Consider the following 15,763-nt stretch of genomic DNA (forward strand, 5'->3'; position numbering starts at 1 on the left):
TATGTGCCAAGGTACTGTCCTTTACACTTGAAGCTGGAAGGGCAACCGACCCTTGCAGGGAGAAAAGGTGTTGTCGTGACAATTATCCCTATGGCTGCCCACGTTCGGATATTGACTTAACATCCCTGTTCTGTTAATGTAAGAATAGCCCTGGGGCTGGCGGTCGCAGTCACCCGCCTGAACAAAACAAGGAGTGATTCTCTTGCGTTACAAACTTTTTCCCTTCGTGATGGTTGCCTTCGTGGTGGTCTTGCTCCTCTCTAACACGGTAGCCGTCAAGGTAGCAAAATTTGGGCCCTTCTTTTTCGACGGCGCCGTAATTTTATTCCCCATCTCTTATATCTTCGGTGATATTTTAACAGAGGTTTACGGCTACAAGCGCAGCCGGGTAGTAGTATGGACGGGTTTCATAGCCTGCCTGTTTATGTCCTTTGTCTACTGGCTGGTAGGGATACTTCCTGCCGCCCCTCCCTGGGGAGGCCAGGAAGCCTACCAGCGAATACTTGGGCAGACACCCAGGATAGTTCTGGCCAGCCTGGTGGCTTTTTTTTGCGGTGAATTTACCAACTCCTATATCCTAGCCAAACTAAAAATCTTCACCCGCGGCCGGTGGCTGTGGACCAGGACCATCGGCTCTACCATAGCCGGCCAGCTGGTGGACACTGCCCTGTTTATCACCATCGCTTTTGCCGGTATTATGCCGGGAACCGTGCTGCTACGCATGATAATGACCAATTATCTCTTTAAGACCACCTACGAGGTCCTGGCAACACCCCTGACCTACGCCGTAACCGGCTGGCTTAAAAGGGTGGAAAACGAGGATTACTACGATTTCCAGACCAATTATAATCCCTTTAGGGTGACAATGGAGGATTTAAGATGATGGAGTTTGAAGCATTGGGTAAGGTCGTCCGCGAGCCGCGCAAAAAGTTGGAGGTATTTCCCAAGCCGGCCAATGTAAAAACTGTCATCCTCGAATCCGACGAAGTAACTAGTCTTTGCCCGGTAACAGGGCAGCCGGACTGGGAAACGGTAGTCGTGGAATACGCCCCCGCCAAATACTGTATTGAATCTAAAAGTTTCAAGCTTTACCTGTGGAGCTTCCGGGAGGAAGGCGTCTTTTGTGAAGCCCTGGCGGATACCATTGCCAGGGATATTTACCAGGCCTGCTCGCCCCACTGGTGCAAAGTAACTGTAATCCAGAAACCGCGTGGAGGGATAAAAATAACTGCTTCTGCCTTTTATGGCGAGGGCAATTAAATCCCCCTTGGAAAACCCTCTGATTCGAGCAGGAGGTTCTATTCTTCAGGCCCTTCATCAGAGGCGCAGCCATAAATGTAATAGCGACCTGGAGTTAAACCAGGTCGCTTTGTATTTAATTTGTCGTGGAAGGTATTACACTTAAAGGAAGATCTGCCGGGCCTTCCCTGGCCTCGCCTTCAAAGCGGGTCCCGGCTGCCAGGAAGGAGGCATTCACCAGCCCGGATCCCTGTTCTTCCGGGGTTAAACCCGGCAGCCTGGTGGCTGTGCTGGTGATGGTCTTCACTACCTGCCTGCCGGATATGTGCCCATCCCGGGACAGCACCAGGGCTGCAACCCCGGCAACATGGGGACAGGCCATGGAGGTACCACTCATGGCCCGGTATTTACCTCCCGGGTAGGTGGAAAGGATATCAACGCCCGGAGCAGCTACCGTTACTTCCGGACCCCGGCTGCTGAAGCTGGCCAGGTTATTCTTCCTGTCAATAGCCGAAACGGCGATGACACCGGGGTAACGGGCCGGGTACATGACGCTATTTTCTTTCCCCTCATTGCCGGCGGCCGCCACCAGGACCATGCCGGCCTGGACGCACCGGCGGATGGCCTCTTCCAGGGCTTGACTCGGCCGGGTGGTACCGAAACTCATATTGACGACCTGCATTTTATTTTGCAACGCCCAGTCCAGGCCGGCAATGATCTCGGAAATATAACCATTACCCCGGCGGTTAAAAATCTTGACGGCATAAATCTCCGCCCGGGGGGCTACCCCAACTACGCCAAAATTATTATTTAAAGCTGCAATGATCCCGGCCACATGGGTACCGTGGCCATTGCCATCCCCGGCCTCCCAGCCGGGGAATTTAATATTCTTGGTACCACGGATGTTAACTTTAAGGTCGGGGTGGCTGGCATCAATCCCCGTATCCAGGACTGCCACCTTCACCTTCTCCCCGGCCGCCTCCTGCCAGGCCTTTGGTGCGCCAATACATTCCACTCCCCAGGGGATGGTCTGCTCCCTTTGCCGCAATCTGACTGCCGGCAAGGCTACTGTCTGGACCTGGAAATCGTCTTCAATTAAAAGGACATCCGGGTGTAAGCCCAGCTCTTCAAGGGACTGGCCCCGTTCCGGTATCCTTACTGCCAGGGCATGCACCAGGGGTAATTCGCGTACTACCCGCCCGCCCTTTTTCAGGACTGTTTCATGACAACTGCTCAAGGGCCGGTGCTTGCGGAACATGATAATTTTCCGGCTGCCGTAATTATCGCTACCCACCCGGGACAGGGAAACGCCGGCCATCGCTACTACGCCGGCGTAATAAGCCAGCAAAACAGGCCACATGGTTAACCCCTCCGTAAATGGAAGTGATTTGCTGCATTTTATGCATTGCTGCCGGAAGAGGTTCAAAAATGCCACTAGGCCTGGAGGAAATTTTTTTCTCTTTTCCTTTTAACCTACAGCCCTGCAGCTGCATATGCTAAGTCTAGAAAAGGTCCCGGCAAAGGGAAAAGGAGGGTATCCTAAATGACACAAGAGTTATTGTGGTGGTTTATTATTATCATCCCAGTTATCATCATCATCCCCATCATCTTCCTGTTTTTCTTGTTCCCGTTAAATGCCAAATAGGAGGAATTCTTAATGGGCGGTCATGGTTTTAACTTCTGGTGGTTGTTTATTCCTATTATCGTGATTATCATCATCCCCATTTTCTTTATCTTCTTCATCCCTCTCAGTGCAGCCAATGCATGAGCGGGAAAAACCCCGGCCCCGCCGGGGTTTTAATATAAAGGCCCCGGGTTTCTAAACCCGGGGCCGCTATAATTTTGTAGCGGTTGAAGGAGTACACCGTTTGTTGACCAGCTACAACGGGAGATTTGGTTGTCATGGACAACCACCACTCAGTTAGTTATTGCCAGCTTTTGAGAAACTCCTGAATATCCGGCGGCAAGGGTTGGCCGTTATTAATCTCCCACGCCATCCCTTCAATTAGCTGGGCAAGCTGCTTCTTCATCTCCGGGCTCAGATCTTTGGTCATGTTGTTAACAAAACTGGGCATATCTACCTGGCCATCAGGGAACATGGCAGCAGGGTCTATACCCGCTTGAGCCATTATTTCTTGCACGACAGCAGGGTTATCGGGCGTTATGCCCATTTCTTTAAAAACCTGTCCCAGGGATTTCCCGCTTGTAACTGCTTCAACGACGCGCTGGCGCAGGGCATCTAGATCAGCACTCATGGGCCTCACCTCGCATAAAATTTACCCTTGATCATTATATGCCCTGCGGTCTCCTTTAGTGCTCGCCAGCTGTTATTTTTCCGCCGGGGCTATATTGGCTGCCAGGACGCCAATGATGCGGCCATCATCAGCGCGGACAGGAACCGCGACGGTGATGGCCACCCGGTTGGAACTCTGGGTCACATAGGGCTCGCTGGCATAACGTTCACCCCTTATGGCCGCCTGGAACCATGGCCGGAAGGACCAGTTGGTTACTCCTGCATCCGGCCGGTTATAAATAGTTGTCCCGTCCGGTAGGGTGGCAATTAAGGTCTGGATAATAGCTGTCTCCCTGAAGGCGGCGTCAAGAAAAGGCGCCAGTGTTGCGGCTTCCATTTTCTTAACAGTAGGATCGGCGGCTAACTTTTCCAGTACGGCATAACCCTGGTTAACAAGTTCCCGGCGCAGGTCTTGATCCCACCCGTCCCGGGTAAAACCGGCTGCCATGGTAAAGAAATTCTGCGCCATGGCCGTAAACTGGCGCGTATTCTCTTCCACCACCGCCATAGTAGCCTTTTGTTCCTCCGTTGCTGCCGATACCTCTTCAATGCTGGCCGCCGTTTCCTGGGCCACGGCTGCCATCCGGCCGGCAGCCTCGCTTACCTCCCGTACCCTGGCCAGCTGGTTCTGGGCCTGGTGGCTGATGTTGGTCATGACTTCGGCGGCCTTATTGATCGCCTGGCTTACGGCCATAAAATTCTCTTTCACCTGAGTTCCACGCTGGAGGTTGCTCTGTACCAGCTCGACATTTTTATCCACCTGGGCCGCCGTCTGGCGCGCTTCTTCGCTGATGGCTGCTGCCAGGGAGGTTATATTCTGGGCGGCTGCCGCCGACTGTTCGGCCAGCTTCCGCACTTCTTCCGCCACCACGGCAAAACCACGGCCCTGCTCGCCGGCCCGGGCGGCTTCAATGGCGGCATTCAAAGCGAGCAGGTTGGTCTGGTCGGCAATGGCTGTGACAGCCTGGACCAGGGTATTGATCTGTTCCATTTTCGTTTCCAGCTGCCGCATGCGGCCGGATGCCTCCTGGATGGAAGTGGCGCCGGCCTCGATTTCCTGGAGTAATTGCTCCAACAGCCGGCGACCTTCCTCTTCCTTGCTCCGCACTTCCATCCCTAACTCCGTCCCAAGCCCGGCCCGGTCGCTGATATCTTCTGCTAGATTATGTAAAGTTTTGATATTTTCCGCCACCCGCTGGGCTGCTCCTGCCTGCTCGTCAGCACCGCCGGCAATTTCCTGGATGGCTGCCGTTACCTCTTCCAGGTTGCGATAGCTGGTACCGGCACTTTCCTGGAGATTATGGGAAAAATAAGATAGCTCATCGGCGGTACGCTGCATGCGACCTACCAGCCGGTAAAAACTGTCCAGGACGGCAGTTACCGGTCCCTGGAAGCTCTCTCCTAACTGCGCCCCGGTCAAAGATTGTTCTGCTCGTACCGGGTCGCCCTCGCCAAGCAAATTAAGGAACTGCATCACCCGTTGCAGGGGGCGCATCCATTTTATGTAAAGGTTAAGGAGGATAACCAGGCTTAAAATTAGACCCAGAGCCCCGGCGACAATGGCGGGTAAAAGGAGCATTTGCCACTTAACACCCTGAACAGCAACTAAAGCGGTACCAACCGTCCCCGGGCCTAGAGCCAGAAATAGTAAAAGGATGAAATAAAAAAGTTTGGTGCGGAAATTAATTACCAACTCCTCCACCTCCCGGCATTATTCTTTATATTACCACATTTTTCTGCCCTTGACTAGATAAAAGCAGGTGAGGTATATGTTGGTCAGGCTGTCAGACAGGCAAGTACTCCTTCAGGTAGATCCAGGTAGATCCATGCCCTGATTGCCAGGATATCCCGTTACTGAAACCCCCCGAACTATGGACGAAACCCGTAGAGAAAGGTAATGGAAGTTATTGGTGTTTTTTGGACAAAGGATCTACTGCCGGCAGGCGAGCGGCCAGTTCGGCGGCCAATTGTTCCGGGGTAAGGTCATGGTAGGCCAGCAGGACCAGGGTATGGTAATAGAGGTCAGCCAGCTCGTATAAAATTTCCCGCCGGCTGTCGTTTTTAGAGGCAATGATGGTTTCACCGGCCTCTTCGCCGATCTTTTTCAGGATTTTATCCTGGCCGTTATCAAAGAGATAGGACGTGTAGGACCCTTCCGGCCGGGTTGCCTGGCGTTCTTTAATCACCCGGAAGACCTCTGCCAGGATAGTTCCCAGGCCGGCAGTGGCCGGGAGGGCTTCTACCTGGCTGCCCGGGGTCGCCGGGTACAGGACAACCTGCCGGGCGCCGTGCAGGTCTGCCCAGCCCTGTTCATCCGGCCCGCTATCAGCTTGCTTCCCCTCTGCCCGCCCCTTTTTGCCCTGCCTGTTGCTGCCGGGGCTGCTAACCTGCAGGGGTAGGGGGTTATGGAAACAGGAAAACTCCCCTTCATGGCAGGCCACCCCTACCTGGCGGACCTGGAAGAGCAGGGCATCGGCGTCACAATCGTAGCTGGCATTGACAATATACTGGCGGTGGCCCGAGGTGGCCCCTTTATGCCAGAGTTCCCGGCGGCTGCGGCTGTAAAACCACGTCTCGCCGGTAGCCAGGGTGCGGGCCAGGGCTTCCCGGTTCATATAGGCCAGCATCAACACCCGGCCGCTTTCTACATCCTGGATAATGGCCGGGATTAAGCCGTCGGCATTAAAGCGAATTTCCTCAGGTATGATAACACCCATAAGCAAATATCCTCCGAATATAGCATGCTTCGTAAAGGGGCATGTGCCTGCAGCTCAAGGGCCATGCGTCTTCCCGCTCTTATAAACGTATGGGCACGCCGCGCCCGGCCAGGTAATGTTTGGCTTCCTCTATAGTGTAAGTGCCGAAGTGAAAGATCGAGGCCGCCAGGACGGCGTCGGCCCGGCCTACCGTCAGGCCTTCATACAGGTGCTCTAGCTTCCCCACGCCGCCGGAGGCGATTACCGGGATGCTGACAGATGTGCTTATGGCTGCCGTCAGTTCCAGGTCGTAGCCTTCTAAAGTACCGTCGCAGTCCATACTGGTGAGCAGGATCTCCCCGGCCCCCAGCTCCTCCACCTGCCGGGCCCACTCCAGGGCGTCTTTTCCCGCCGGCCGGCGGCCGCCGTGGGTATAAACCTCCCAGGAACCGGGGCCGGTACGGCGGGCATCAATGGCCACCACCACGCACTGGCTGCCGAAACGCCGGGCGGCCATGGCCACGAGATTAGGGTCCAGCACGGCGGCCGTATTCAGGGAAACCTTGTCGGCCCCGGCGGCCAGCATGCGGCGAATATCCTCCAGCGTGCGCAGGCCACCCCCTACGGTAAAGGGGATAAAGACCTCCTCTGCCACACGCCGGGCCACGTCGACCATAATCTCGCGGCCTTCGGCCGAGGCCGAGATATCCAGGAAGACCAGTTCATCGGCGCCGGCGCGGTCATAGGCAGCTGCCAGCTCTACCGGGTCCCCGGCATCCCTTAAATTTAAAAAATTGGTTCCCTTAACTACCCGCCCGTGATCTACATCCAGGCAGGGAATAATCCGCCGGGTAAGCACCTTAAATCAATCCTCCTCCCCGGCTACAGCCATGGCTTCCTCCAGGGTAAAGTTGCCGTTATAAAGGGCCCGTCCCAGGATGGCACCTTCCACGCCTTCCCTTTTCAGGCCCCGCAGGGCACGGACGTCGTCCAGGCTGGCAATACCACCGGAGGCTATGACTTTCAGGCCGCTCCTCCTGGCAACCTCCCTGGTGGCGGCAATATTGGGTCCCTGGAGGGTACCGTCACGGCTGATATCAGTAAAGATAGCCCGCTTTACCCCCAGGGCGGCCATGCGGCCGGCAAAGTCAAGGGCCCTTTCCTCCACTGTTGCTGCCCAGCCTTCCACGGCTACCATCCCTTCCCGGCTGTCAATACCCACGGCTACCTGTTCGCCAAAGCGCTCGACAGCCTCAGCAACTATCTCCGGGTTCGTGATAGCTACCGTCCCCAGGACGGCCCGGGCCGCCCCGGCTGCGAGCAGGTCCTTGAGGCTTTCCAGGTTGCGGATACCACCTCCCACCTGGACCGGGATATTGACCTCTTTGATTATGGCCGCAATAACGTCCATATTCCGCGGCCGGCCGGCAAAGGCCCCGTCCAGGTCCACCACATGGAGCCAGCGGGCACCCCTGGCCACCCAACCCCGGGCCACGGCCACCGGGTCGGTGGAGTAGATAGTCTCGGCCTCCGGCCGCCCCTGGTAAAGGCGCACGCAGCGCCCTTCCCGCAGGTCAATGGCAGGCAGAATCAGCACGGTTTACCAGCTCCCCAAAGTTTTTTAAAACCTCCAGGCCCCAGCGGCTGCTTTTTTCCGGGTGGAACTGGACCCCGAAGAGGTTGCCCCGCTGGATGCTAACGGCAAAGGTTAAACCGTATTCCGTAGTGCCGGTAACTATGGTTTTATCAGCGGGGTCAATATAATACGAATGGACAAAGTAAAAGTTCGTGCCCGTGGGTACCCCCTGGAAAAGCTCCCCGGCCTTAAGCAATTGCACCTGGTTCCATCCCATGTGGGGAACCTTAAGCCCGGGCGGCAAACGCTTGACCTCGCCCGGCAGGAGGTTGAGACCTTCCACCGGGCCTCCTTCTTCGCTGGTGCTGAAAAGGAGCTGCAACCCCAGGCAGATACCCAGGAAGGGTACACCCCGCCGCACAACTTCCCGGATGGCTGCCACCAGGCCCCTCTGCTGCAAATTGGCCATGGCGCCGGCAAAGGCTCCCACTCCGGGCAGGATAACGCCGGGAGCCGCAGCCACCACCTTGGAGTCTGAGGTTATCTCCGCCGGGTAACCCAGTTTGGCCAGGGCCTTCTGAACGCTTAACAGGTTGCCCATACCGTAATCGATAATAGCTAGCGGCCGCATTTTGGTTCCTCCGAAAATAACTTTGTCACAGGCTGGCATTGTCTGGCTCGCTCTATGGTCCTCGCGGAGCGGCCTACGGCTCAACCTCGGGCTCGGGCGGGGTTCCCGGCCTATTCGGCGTCCTTGCCTTTAGAATCCGGCCTCGGACATCCTGTCCTCGGCCCCGCCCTCGCTCCTCGACTTCGTCAAGGCCGCTTCGCCGCTCAGACCAAGTCGCTCGCTTCAGACAAATGCCAGCCCGGCATTTTCATGGTGCATTACTGGAGGCACTAATTCTTCTAAGTAGCTCTTTCAAGCCAGGTTTCCCTTGGTAGATGGAATCCCCTCTACGCGGGGATCGAGGCTGGCGGCCTCCCTGATGGCCCGGCCCAGGGCTTTAAAGAGGGCCTCTGCGACATGATGGCCGTTACGCCCGGCGAGCTTTTGCACGTGGAGGGTCAGGCCGCTGTGGTTAACAAAAGCCCGCAGGAATTCCTCCAGCAGTTCTGTCTCCAGGCTGCCGATCCGGCCCGGAGGCAGGTCCAGGTTGCAAGCAAGGTAGGGCCGGCCGCTGAAATCCAGGGCCACCTGGACCAGGGCCTCATCCATGGGTACCAGGGCGCTGCCGTAGCGGTTAATCCCGGCTTTATCGCCCAGGGCCTTTTTGATGGCCTCTCCCAGGCAGATACCGATATCTTCCACGGTATGGTGATTGTCAACTTCCACGTCGCCCTCGGCCCAGATTTTCAGGTCCAGGAGGCCATGGCGGGCCAGCTGGGCCAGCAGGTGATCAAAAAAGGGGATACCGCTGCTCCCCTGCCATTTCCCGCTGCCATCCAGGTCGAGCTTAACGCGAATGCTGGTTTCTGTGGTCTGGCGCTCAATCAAGGCCTCACGACTCATCTACTATCCCCTTCCTCCAGCCGCAGCTCAATAGCCCGGGCATGACCCTCCAGGCCTTCGGCCCGAGCCAGAGCCTGGATTAAGCTCCCGGCCGCCTTCAGGTAGGCGGGACCAGCGGCAATGAGGCTGCTTTTCTTCATGAAAGTAGCGACACTTAAAGGTGAATAAAACCTGGCCGTGCCGCCGGTAGGTAAAACATGGCTGGGCCCGGCCCAGTAGTCCCCCAGGGGCTCGGAACTGTAAGGCCCCAGGAAAATCGCCCCGGCATTTTCCACCCGGCCCAGCCAGGACCAGGGATCGGACACGTACAGTTCCAGGTGCTCCGGAGCCAGAGCATTGGCCAGGTCCAAGGCGGCCTCCAGATGGGGCACTACTACGCACGCACCATATTTTGCCAGGGAGCGGGCGGCTATCTCCCGCCGGGGCAGGGTCTCCAGCTGGCGGGCGACTTCCTCTACCACCGCCCGGGCCAGGCCGGGTTCCGGCGTGATCAGGACCGCCCCGGCCAGGGCGTCGTGCTCAGCCTGGGAGAGGAGGTCGGCCGCCACCCAGTCCGGCCGGGCGTATGCATCGGCAATGACCACGATTTCACTGGGCCCCGCCAGCATGTCAATATCAACTGCCCCATAGACCTCCTTCTTGGCCAGGGTAACATAAATATTCCCCGGCCCGGCAATCTTATCCACCGGGGCCACTGCTTCCGTCCCGTAGGCCAGGGCGGCCACGGCCTGGGCCCCGCCCATTTTATAGATCTCCTTCACCCCGGCCTCGGCGGCCGCCACCAGGAGCAGGGGCGGCAGGGTACCGTCCCGCCGCGGCGGCGTCGCCAGGGCTATTTCCTCAACCCCGGCCACCCGGGCCGGTACGGCGGTCATTAATACCGACGAAGGATAAGCAGCCGTACCGCCAGGTACGTAAAGGCCCACCCGCTTTAAAGGACGGCAGATCTGGCCCAGGATGGTGCCGCCGGCATCCGCCTCCATCCAGGAACCCCGCAGCTCACGGCGGTGGTAGGCGGCAATATTATCCCGGGCCTTTTGAATGGCCTCCCGCAGTTCAGGGGTAACGGCTTCATAAGCAGCCTCAATCTCCCCGGCCGTCACGCGGAATCCGGCCTTTTTTAGATCAACTCCATCCAGCTCGCGGGTGTAACGTTCTACGGCTGCCTGGCCTTCCGCCCTGACAGCGGTAATAATATCCCGTACCCTCGCGGCTACATCGATCTGGGCCAGCAGCCGGCCGGCCCAGCGGCGCCGCACTTCTTCACCCTCAAGAACAGGTAGCAATCCCGGCACCCCCTTGAGCAGCCGCCCGCTTTAAGGCTTCTATTACAGGCCGCAGGCGCTGGTAATTGATCCGGTAACTAACCCGGTTGGCAATCAAACGAGCGGTGGAGGGAAAAATGGGGACCACTTCCACCAGGTCATTTTCCTTTAAGGTCCGCCCGGTAGAAACAATATCCACAATCAGGTCGGCCAGTCCCACCAGGGGGGCCAGCTCGATATTGCCATGGAGCTTGATTATTTCTACCGGCAAGCCTCGCTCCTGGAAAAAGGCTGCTGCTACCCTGGGAAACTTGGTGGCCACCCGGCGGCTGCTGGCCAGCAGGGTTTCCAGGGACTGGCCTGCTTCTTCCCAGCGCTGCCGGGGCGCGGCTACGACAAAACGGCAATAACCAAAACCCAGGTCCACCAGCTCAAAGACATCGGCCCCGGCCTCCGCCAGGGTATCCTTGCCGACAATACCCAGGTCGGCGGCACCGTGTTCTACATAAGTCGGCACGTCCGTGGGACGGCAGATCAGGTAACGCACCCGGTCTGCAGGGAAAGCAAAGACCAGCTGCCGTGCTTCAGTGGCCACGCCATCTACCGGGAGCCCGGCCTGTTGCAATAACTGTAAGGCATCTTCGCCCAGCTTGCCCTTGGGCAAGGCCAGGGTCAGCAAGTCGGTGACCATTTAAATGTTCCTCCGAAAATCCGATCTAATCCACCCAAACCAGGGCCAACCCCCGGGCGGCGGCCCGGGCTGCTGCTTCCTGGCGGTTTTGACTTTGCCCATCTATAATTACCATTACCCCCGGCCGGCGCAATTCCCGCGCCCGGCGCAAAACTGCCGCCAGGTCCTGGCCCGCCACCAGGTAACCCTCGCCCTGTCCGGCTCCCTGCCCCTCGCCACGGGCCATGAGCACCCGCTCCAGTCCCAGGGCAAAGCCGGTGGCCGGGCAGGGGTAACCAAACTGGCCCAGCAGGCCATCGTAACGTCCGCCGCCGCAGACGGGTACTCCCAGGCCCGGTACATAACCTTCAAAAACGATGCCGGTGTAATAATCAAAATCCCGTAAAATACCCAGGTCAATGAAGAGCCACTTTTCCAGGCCGTAAGCTGTCAGCGCCTGCCATACCCGTTCCAGGCCGGCCAGGGCAGCGGCTGCTCCGGTCTGGATAAAATTGGCCCGAGCTTCCTCCAGGGCCTCTCTACCGCCATGTAAAGTGGCGAGGAGTTCCAGCTGCCGCCTTTTTGACCCCGCCAGGTTATACTCGTTGACAAGCCGCTCCAGCCCCACCAGGTCCTTGCCAGCCAGGGCTACTTTAATCCTCGCCACCGCCTCCTGGGGCAGGCCCAGGTCCTGGAGTACCCCTTTGGTGACGGCCACCTGGCCGATGCCCAAACGGAAGTCTTGCAAGCCGGCCTGCAGCAAGGTTTCTACCGCCAGGGCAATAATCTCACCGTCGGCCGCTTCGCCCCCGGCGCCAATGAGCTCCACCCCGGCCTGGTGAAATTCCCGCAGGCGCCCGGCCTGGGGTTCTTCATAACGAAAGACCCTGGCGCTGTAACACAGGCGTAAGGGTAAGGCCTCTCGCCGTAACGATGTAGCCACCAGGCGGGCAATGGGCGCCGTCATCTCCGGCCGTAAAGTGAGGACCCGGCCCTGGCGGTCGATAAATTTGTACAGGCTACCTTCATCTCCGGCCGGAGACCCGGCCTGGAAGGTTTCCACAAATTCAAAAGTCGGGGTCAGAACTTCCTGGTAACCCCAACTTTGAAAGAAAGCCACCAGTTCCTGCTCCAGTTTCCTGAGGGCAGCTGCCTCTGCCGGCAGCAGGTCCCGCACCCCCGCCGGTACCTGGAGATTATTCCAGTTGCCGGTCACTACCTTCACTCCACTGCTTTATCATGTTAACGTATTAACGTAATAATAGCACGGGAATGGCCCCTTGACAAAGGCCGCCAGCCACGTCCAGGGGCCGGCAAGTCTGATTAAACCTCTTTATCTTCAGCCGGTTATCCCTGGCGTCAAATTACTCCCTTTTATCCAGGCGATCCAGGATGAGCTTGTAGCCGTCGGCGCCATAGTTTAAAAAACGCTTGACCCGGCTGATGGTAGCTGTACTGGCCCCTGTAGCGGTCGCAATGGCCGAATAGGTAACCCCCTGGCGTAAGTAGCGGGCTACGGCCAGGCGCTGGGCCATGGCCTTGATTTCCGCGGTAGTACACAGGTCTTCAAAGAAGCGGTAACATTCATCGAGGTTCTCCAGGGCTAAAATAGCGCGAAAGAGTTCATCAACCTGGGGGTCCTGCAACTTATCCCGGCCCATAGCATACCCTCCCGTAACTGGAAGTAAGCCTCGCCCTGCTTACTTTTCGCCATACAGCCGGTTTTTTCCTCCCCACAAAGCTTTCCTTTTCAACCAATCAGCCTGGTCAGCCACTCTGTCACCGGGCCAAAAACCCGGGCTAAAAGTTTTGCCGGGCTGGGGACGGGTAAATTTAAAGCCAGGGCCAGGCTTAAGGCCAGGCCTAGGGACCAGACAATGCCCATGACGGCCAGTTCCCGCCAGTACTTTTTCTGCCAGAGCTCCGGAGCATCCAGGTAAGCGATGACCAGGAAAGCCAGGATAATTAAAATGAGCATTCCATCACTCCTACCTGGTACTGCCCTGAGTGGCGCCCTTGCCGCCAATATCCAGGGTTTTACCTGGTGTCCTGTTGGTCATTCCCAGCCGGTTCAGATACAAATCCACCTTAACCTGGATTTTAGCACGGGTAAACTCTTCGTTCCAGCGGTCCTGAACCTGGCGCCAGTAGCGAACGTTGCTGCGGTGCAGGGTTTCGCCAAGACCAAAGATGTCCGCCCGGATTTCCTGCTGGGCCTTGTGCACGGCAGCCCGGACCCGCTCTTCCACGGCCCTGTTCACAGCCTCCTGAATGGCTAGCAAATGTTCCGGCCGGTCGGGGTTCAGGCTAACTGTAGCTTCTGTTAAGTCACAGTTGCCCCGGATTTCTACGTTAAAAGTTACCTGGCTGCCTTCAACCCGGGGTTTAACCTCCGTAGAGGCGCGGTGAAAAATCACCGAGGCCTGGCCCTGGGTTCTGGCCCGGGCTTGATTCTGGGAAGGGTTTTGCCCCTGCCCCTCTACCGGCCCGGCAGGCTGTCCCTGCCCCTGGTCCGGTGTAATAGTTTGACCCCTTTTCTGCCCCTGCTCCTGCCCCGGGTAATTACCCCCGGTCTGTATTGACAAAGTTACGGTAATAACCCCCTCCCTTACTTCCCCCCGCAGCCACATGAGGCCGTTGGTCTCCCTTTCATCCAGCCAGCCGATCAAACGGTCATCGCGGAAAGCCCCGGCACCTTTAATGGCTACGGCCTCGGGTTGGTTCTTTTTCCCCTCCTCCTTGTTACCGCCCTTCTGGCCCTTATCATCACCACCGCCTCTTGCCTCGCGGCTTTCCTGCTCCGGCGTCGGCGTCATTACCACCAGGGGCAGGGCGGGGTTATCTCCCGGCGCCTCCCACATGGCCAGCAGGTCTTTTAATTCTACCTTAAAGGTGGTCCGGTTGCGCAAGATGCCGGTTAAAATCGTCCCGGGCATTAATTCAATGCCCGGTGGCAGTTCCAGCACCTTGCGCGCTTCACCCATGGTAATCAATACCGGTGTCGTCAGGCGCATCTGGCGCTCGCGGGTAAAGAGGTCCAGGTAATGAAGCCCCTGCCGGGCCAGCTCCTCACCAAGAATCAACACCCGGTTCTGGGCCCATAAAAGACGCCGCGGCACCAGACTTTCCAGCCGGCGGGCCGCCTGGGCAAAGTCGCTGCCGGTGGCGCTGATAACTTCCCCTGCTTTGGGTGGTTCCCCGCCACCTCCCCCACCCATGGACGGGCCCCCGGCTATGGTCCGGGGAATAGCGACATAAACACTCAGGCGTACCTGATCCCCGGGGACGGCATCCAGGGCTACAGCCATGACAATGGCCAGTTCTTCAATCTCATGGCGGCTCCAGCAGCCCGCAAGCACTGGTAACATAAGAGCCAGTAAAAGAAGGGCCAGGGCTAAACGTAGCCGGGCCTTCATATCCCCGTCCTCCTTTTACCTCGCAGCCAGGCCATAACCAGCAAAAATAAGGGTAAAATAAGCTGCCAGGTTAGGGTCCACCCCGGTTCTACCAGGAGCAGATCGTGGCGAATCTCGCTAATGTTCCGGTAAAGGAGGGTAGCCACGGCAACATTTAACGCCCCCAGGGGGGCTACCAGGGGGCGGTACTCCTTAAGCCCGGTTACGGTGGCCAGGCCCAGGGCCACTACATAAAGGTTAATAGTTATTTTGATAAATACTCCCCCTACCCAGATGGCCAGGAACAGGGCTTCAATGCGCTCAAAAAACTGCCCCAGGGAGACCACCCGCGCCAGGGCATAAGCGGCAAAGGTCAGGCGGGCAGCTTCGCAGCTGCCGAATACAAGAATTGTGCCCATAGTCACCAGGCTGAGGAAAAAGGCTATCCCCAGTAGCCCGCTGATCAGGCTGGCTCTCAGGGCCCGGGGTGGGTTAACGAAGGCACCGTAGGCGGCCAGGATGAATATCTGGCCCAGAAAGCTCCAGGTCACCAGGGCACCCCCCAGGACCGGCCGGAAACCGTTTTCCAGGATTGGCAAGAGATTGCGGGGCGCCATTTCCGGCGTGGCAAAAAGGAGGACGATGGCAATAAAGGTCACCATCAAGGGCAGGATAAAATCTGTGCACCGGGCAATTACTTCCAGCCCGTTGCGGGCGGCATAGACGGCCACGGCAACGATACTGAGGCTGAAGAATAAAGCCGGCGTTTCCGGCATAATCGCCGTGACCAGGAACTCGCTGAACTCCCGGATGACTACCGCATCCAGCAGGAAAAAGGCCAGGACAAAGATCAGGGCCACTATTTTACCCGTGACAGGGCCTAAAATCAACTCGCAGTACTGGAAAAGGGTGTGGTGGGGGAAACGCTGGGCCAGCAGGTAGACAACCAGCGCCACCGCGCCGGCAGCCAGGGTGGCCACTATGACCGACAGCCAGGCGTCCTGGTGCGCCCGCAAAGCCAGCAAAGCCGGCAAAAAGAGGATGGCTGTAGGCAGGACGGCAAACCACAGCATGACCGCCGCCTGGCGGGGACTGATATAGCCTTCTTCCCGCATC

At 57.8% G+C, this 15,763-nt stretch carries 17 protein-coding genes; 2 read left to right on the plus strand and 15 right to left on the minus strand.

All coding sequences use genetic code 11. From position 1 onward, the window contains the following. Positions 1–202: 202 nt before the first annotated feature. Together MOST_RS16235 and queF are read left to right on the plus strand one after the other, a co-directional pair. The gene (locus MOST_RS16235; protein WP_208974841.1) at positions 203–883 is read left to right on the plus strand and encodes a queuosine precursor transporter; all 681 of its coding nucleotides are present in this window, start codon (positions 203–205) and stop codon (positions 881–883) included. Continuing rightward, on the plus strand, positions 880–1,260 hold the full coding sequence (queF, locus tag MOST_RS16240; protein ID WP_106007229.1) for a preQ(1) synthase: 381 nt from the start codon (positions 880–882) through the stop codon (positions 1,258–1,260). Before MOST_RS16235 ends, queF begins: the two co-directional genes overlap by 4 nt. Before the next feature lie 115 nt (positions 1,261–1,375). On the opposite strand, the gene MOST_RS16245 is transcribed toward queF, so the two are convergent. The 15 genes from MOST_RS16245 to MOST_RS16315 form a co-directional block, all read right to left on the minus strand. Then, entirely contained in the window at positions 1,376–2,599 is a 1,224-nt protein-coding gene (locus MOST_RS16245) for a S8 family peptidase (RefSeq protein WP_054936717.1), read from the minus strand. 565 nt (positions 2,600–3,164) lie between these two features. Further along, positions 3,165–3,494, minus strand: a complete 330-nt coding sequence (locus MOST_RS16250) for a hypothetical protein (RefSeq protein WP_054936718.1) — start codon at positions 3,492–3,494, stop codon at positions 3,165–3,167. A gap of 72 nt (positions 3,495–3,566) precedes the next feature. Next, positions 3,567–5,225 carry a methyl-accepting chemotaxis protein gene (locus tag MOST_RS16255; protein WP_054936719.1) on the minus strand — a complete coding sequence of 553 codons (1,659 nt, stop codon included), beginning with the start codon at positions 5,223–5,225 and terminating at the stop codon, positions 3,567–3,569. Between the two features lie 211 nt (positions 5,226–5,436). After that, positions 5,437–6,249, minus strand: a complete 813-nt coding sequence (gene hisI, locus MOST_RS16260) for a phosphoribosyl-AMP cyclohydrolase (RefSeq protein WP_054936720.1) — start codon at positions 6,247–6,249, stop codon at positions 5,437–5,439. 79 nt (positions 6,250–6,328) lie between these two features. After that, complete coding sequence (gene hisF, locus MOST_RS16265) at positions 6,329–7,087, minus strand: imidazole glycerol phosphate synthase subunit HisF (RefSeq protein WP_054936721.1); 759 nt, start codon at positions 7,085–7,087, stop codon at positions 6,329–6,331. Positions 7,088–7,093: 6 nt separating this feature from the next. Beyond that, complete coding sequence (gene hisA, locus MOST_RS16270; RefSeq protein WP_054936722.1) at positions 7,094–7,825, minus strand: 1-(5-phosphoribosyl)-5-[(5-phosphoribosylamino)methylideneamino]imidazole-4-carboxamide isomerase; 732 nt, start codon at positions 7,823–7,825, stop codon at positions 7,094–7,096. Then, entirely contained in the window at positions 7,803–8,435 is a 633-nt protein-coding gene (hisH, locus tag MOST_RS16275; RefSeq protein WP_054936723.1) for an imidazole glycerol phosphate synthase subunit HisH, read from the minus strand. The genes hisA and hisH overlap by 23 nt, the downstream gene beginning before the upstream one ends. Positions 8,436–8,726: 291 nt before the next feature. Then, on the minus strand, positions 8,727–9,317 hold the full coding sequence (gene hisB, locus MOST_RS16280) for an imidazoleglycerol-phosphate dehydratase HisB (protein WP_054936724.1): 591 nt from the start codon (positions 9,315–9,317) through the stop codon (positions 8,727–8,729). Beyond that, positions 9,314–10,603 carry a histidinol dehydrogenase gene (gene hisD, locus MOST_RS16285; RefSeq protein WP_054936725.1) on the minus strand — a complete coding sequence of 430 codons (1,290 nt, stop codon included), beginning with the start codon at positions 10,601–10,603 and terminating at the stop codon, positions 9,314–9,316. The genes hisB and hisD overlap by 4 nt, the downstream gene beginning before the upstream one ends. Beyond that, the gene (hisG, locus tag MOST_RS16290; RefSeq protein ID WP_054936726.1) at positions 10,587–11,273 is read right to left on the minus strand and encodes an ATP phosphoribosyltransferase; all 687 of its coding nucleotides are present in this window, start codon (positions 11,271–11,273) and stop codon (positions 10,587–10,589) included. The genes hisD and hisG overlap by 17 nt, the downstream gene beginning before the upstream one ends. A gap of 25 nt (positions 11,274–11,298) precedes the next feature. Continuing rightward, positions 11,299–12,468 (minus strand): ATP phosphoribosyltransferase regulatory subunit, encoded by a 1,170-nt coding sequence (hisZ, locus tag MOST_RS16295; protein ID WP_054936727.1) that lies wholly within the window; start codon positions 12,466–12,468, stop codon positions 11,299–11,301. Positions 12,469–12,616: 148 nt separating this feature from the next. Next, positions 12,617–12,913 (minus strand): YerC/YecD family TrpR-related protein, encoded by a 297-nt coding sequence (locus tag MOST_RS16300; protein WP_054936728.1) that lies wholly within the window; start codon positions 12,911–12,913, stop codon positions 12,617–12,619. 89 nt (positions 12,914–13,002) lie between these two features. Beyond that, the gene (locus MOST_RS16305) at positions 13,003–13,230 is read right to left on the minus strand and encodes a hypothetical protein (RefSeq protein ID WP_054936729.1); all 228 of its coding nucleotides are present in this window, start codon (positions 13,228–13,230) and stop codon (positions 13,003–13,005) included. Positions 13,231–13,240: 10 nt separating this feature from the next. Next, the gene (locus MOST_RS16310; RefSeq protein ID WP_054936730.1) at positions 13,241–14,668 is read right to left on the minus strand and encodes a Ger(x)C family spore germination protein; all 1,428 of its coding nucleotides are present in this window, start codon (positions 14,666–14,668) and stop codon (positions 13,241–13,243) included. Continuing rightward, positions 14,665–15,762 carry a GerAB/ArcD/ProY family transporter gene (locus MOST_RS16315; protein ID WP_054936731.1) on the minus strand — a complete coding sequence of 366 codons (1,098 nt, stop codon included), beginning with the start codon at positions 15,760–15,762 and terminating at the stop codon, positions 14,665–14,667. Before MOST_RS16315 ends, MOST_RS16310 begins: the two co-directional genes overlap by 4 nt. Between the last annotated feature and the right edge of the window lies 1 nt (position 15,763).

Origin of the sequence: Neomoorella stamsii (assembly GCF_002995805.1) — a bacterium.
Classification (GTDB): domain Bacteria; phylum Bacillota; class DSM-521; order Neomoorellales; family Neomoorellaceae; genus Neomoorella; species Neomoorella stamsii.

Coding starts and splice junctions, on each gene's coding strand:
- hisB (WP_054936724.1), bottom strand. CDS start 9,317: ATGAGTCGTGAGGCCTTGATTGAGCGCCAGACCACAGAAACCAGCATT.
- MOST_RS16245 (WP_054936717.1), bottom strand. CDS start 2,599: ATGTGGCCTGTTTTGCTGGCTTATTACGCCGGCGTAGTAGCGATGGCC.
- MOST_RS16250 (WP_054936718.1), bottom strand. CDS start 3,494: ATGAGTGCTGATCTAGATGCCCTGCGCCAGCGCGTCGTTGAAGCAGTT.
- hisH (WP_054936723.1), bottom strand. CDS start 8,435: ATGCGGCCGCTAGCTATTATCGATTACGGTATGGGCAACCTGTTAAGC.
- MOST_RS16310 (WP_054936730.1), bottom strand. CDS start 14,668: ATGAAGGCCCGGCTACGTTTAGCCCTGGCCCTTCTTTTACTGGCTCTT.
- queF (WP_106007229.1), top strand. CDS start 880: ATGATGGAGTTTGAAGCATTGGGTAAGGTCGTCCGCGAGCCGCGCAAA.
- hisG (WP_054936726.1), bottom strand. CDS start 11,273: ATGGTCACCGACTTGCTGACCCTGGCCTTGCCCAAGGGCAAGCTGGGC.
- MOST_RS16300 (WP_054936728.1), bottom strand. CDS start 12,913: ATGGGCCGGGATAAGTTGCAGGACCCCCAGGTTGATGAACTCTTTCGC.
- MOST_RS16315 (WP_054936731.1), bottom strand. CDS start 15,762: ATGCGGGAAGAAGGCTATATCAGTCCCCGCCAGGCGGCGGTCATGCTG.
- MOST_RS16305 (WP_054936729.1), bottom strand. CDS start 13,230: ATGCTCATTTTAATTATCCTGGCTTTCCTGGTCATCGCTTACCTGGAT.
- hisI (WP_054936720.1), bottom strand. CDS start 6,249: ATGGGTGTTATCATACCTGAGGAAATTCGCTTTAATGCCGACGGCTTA.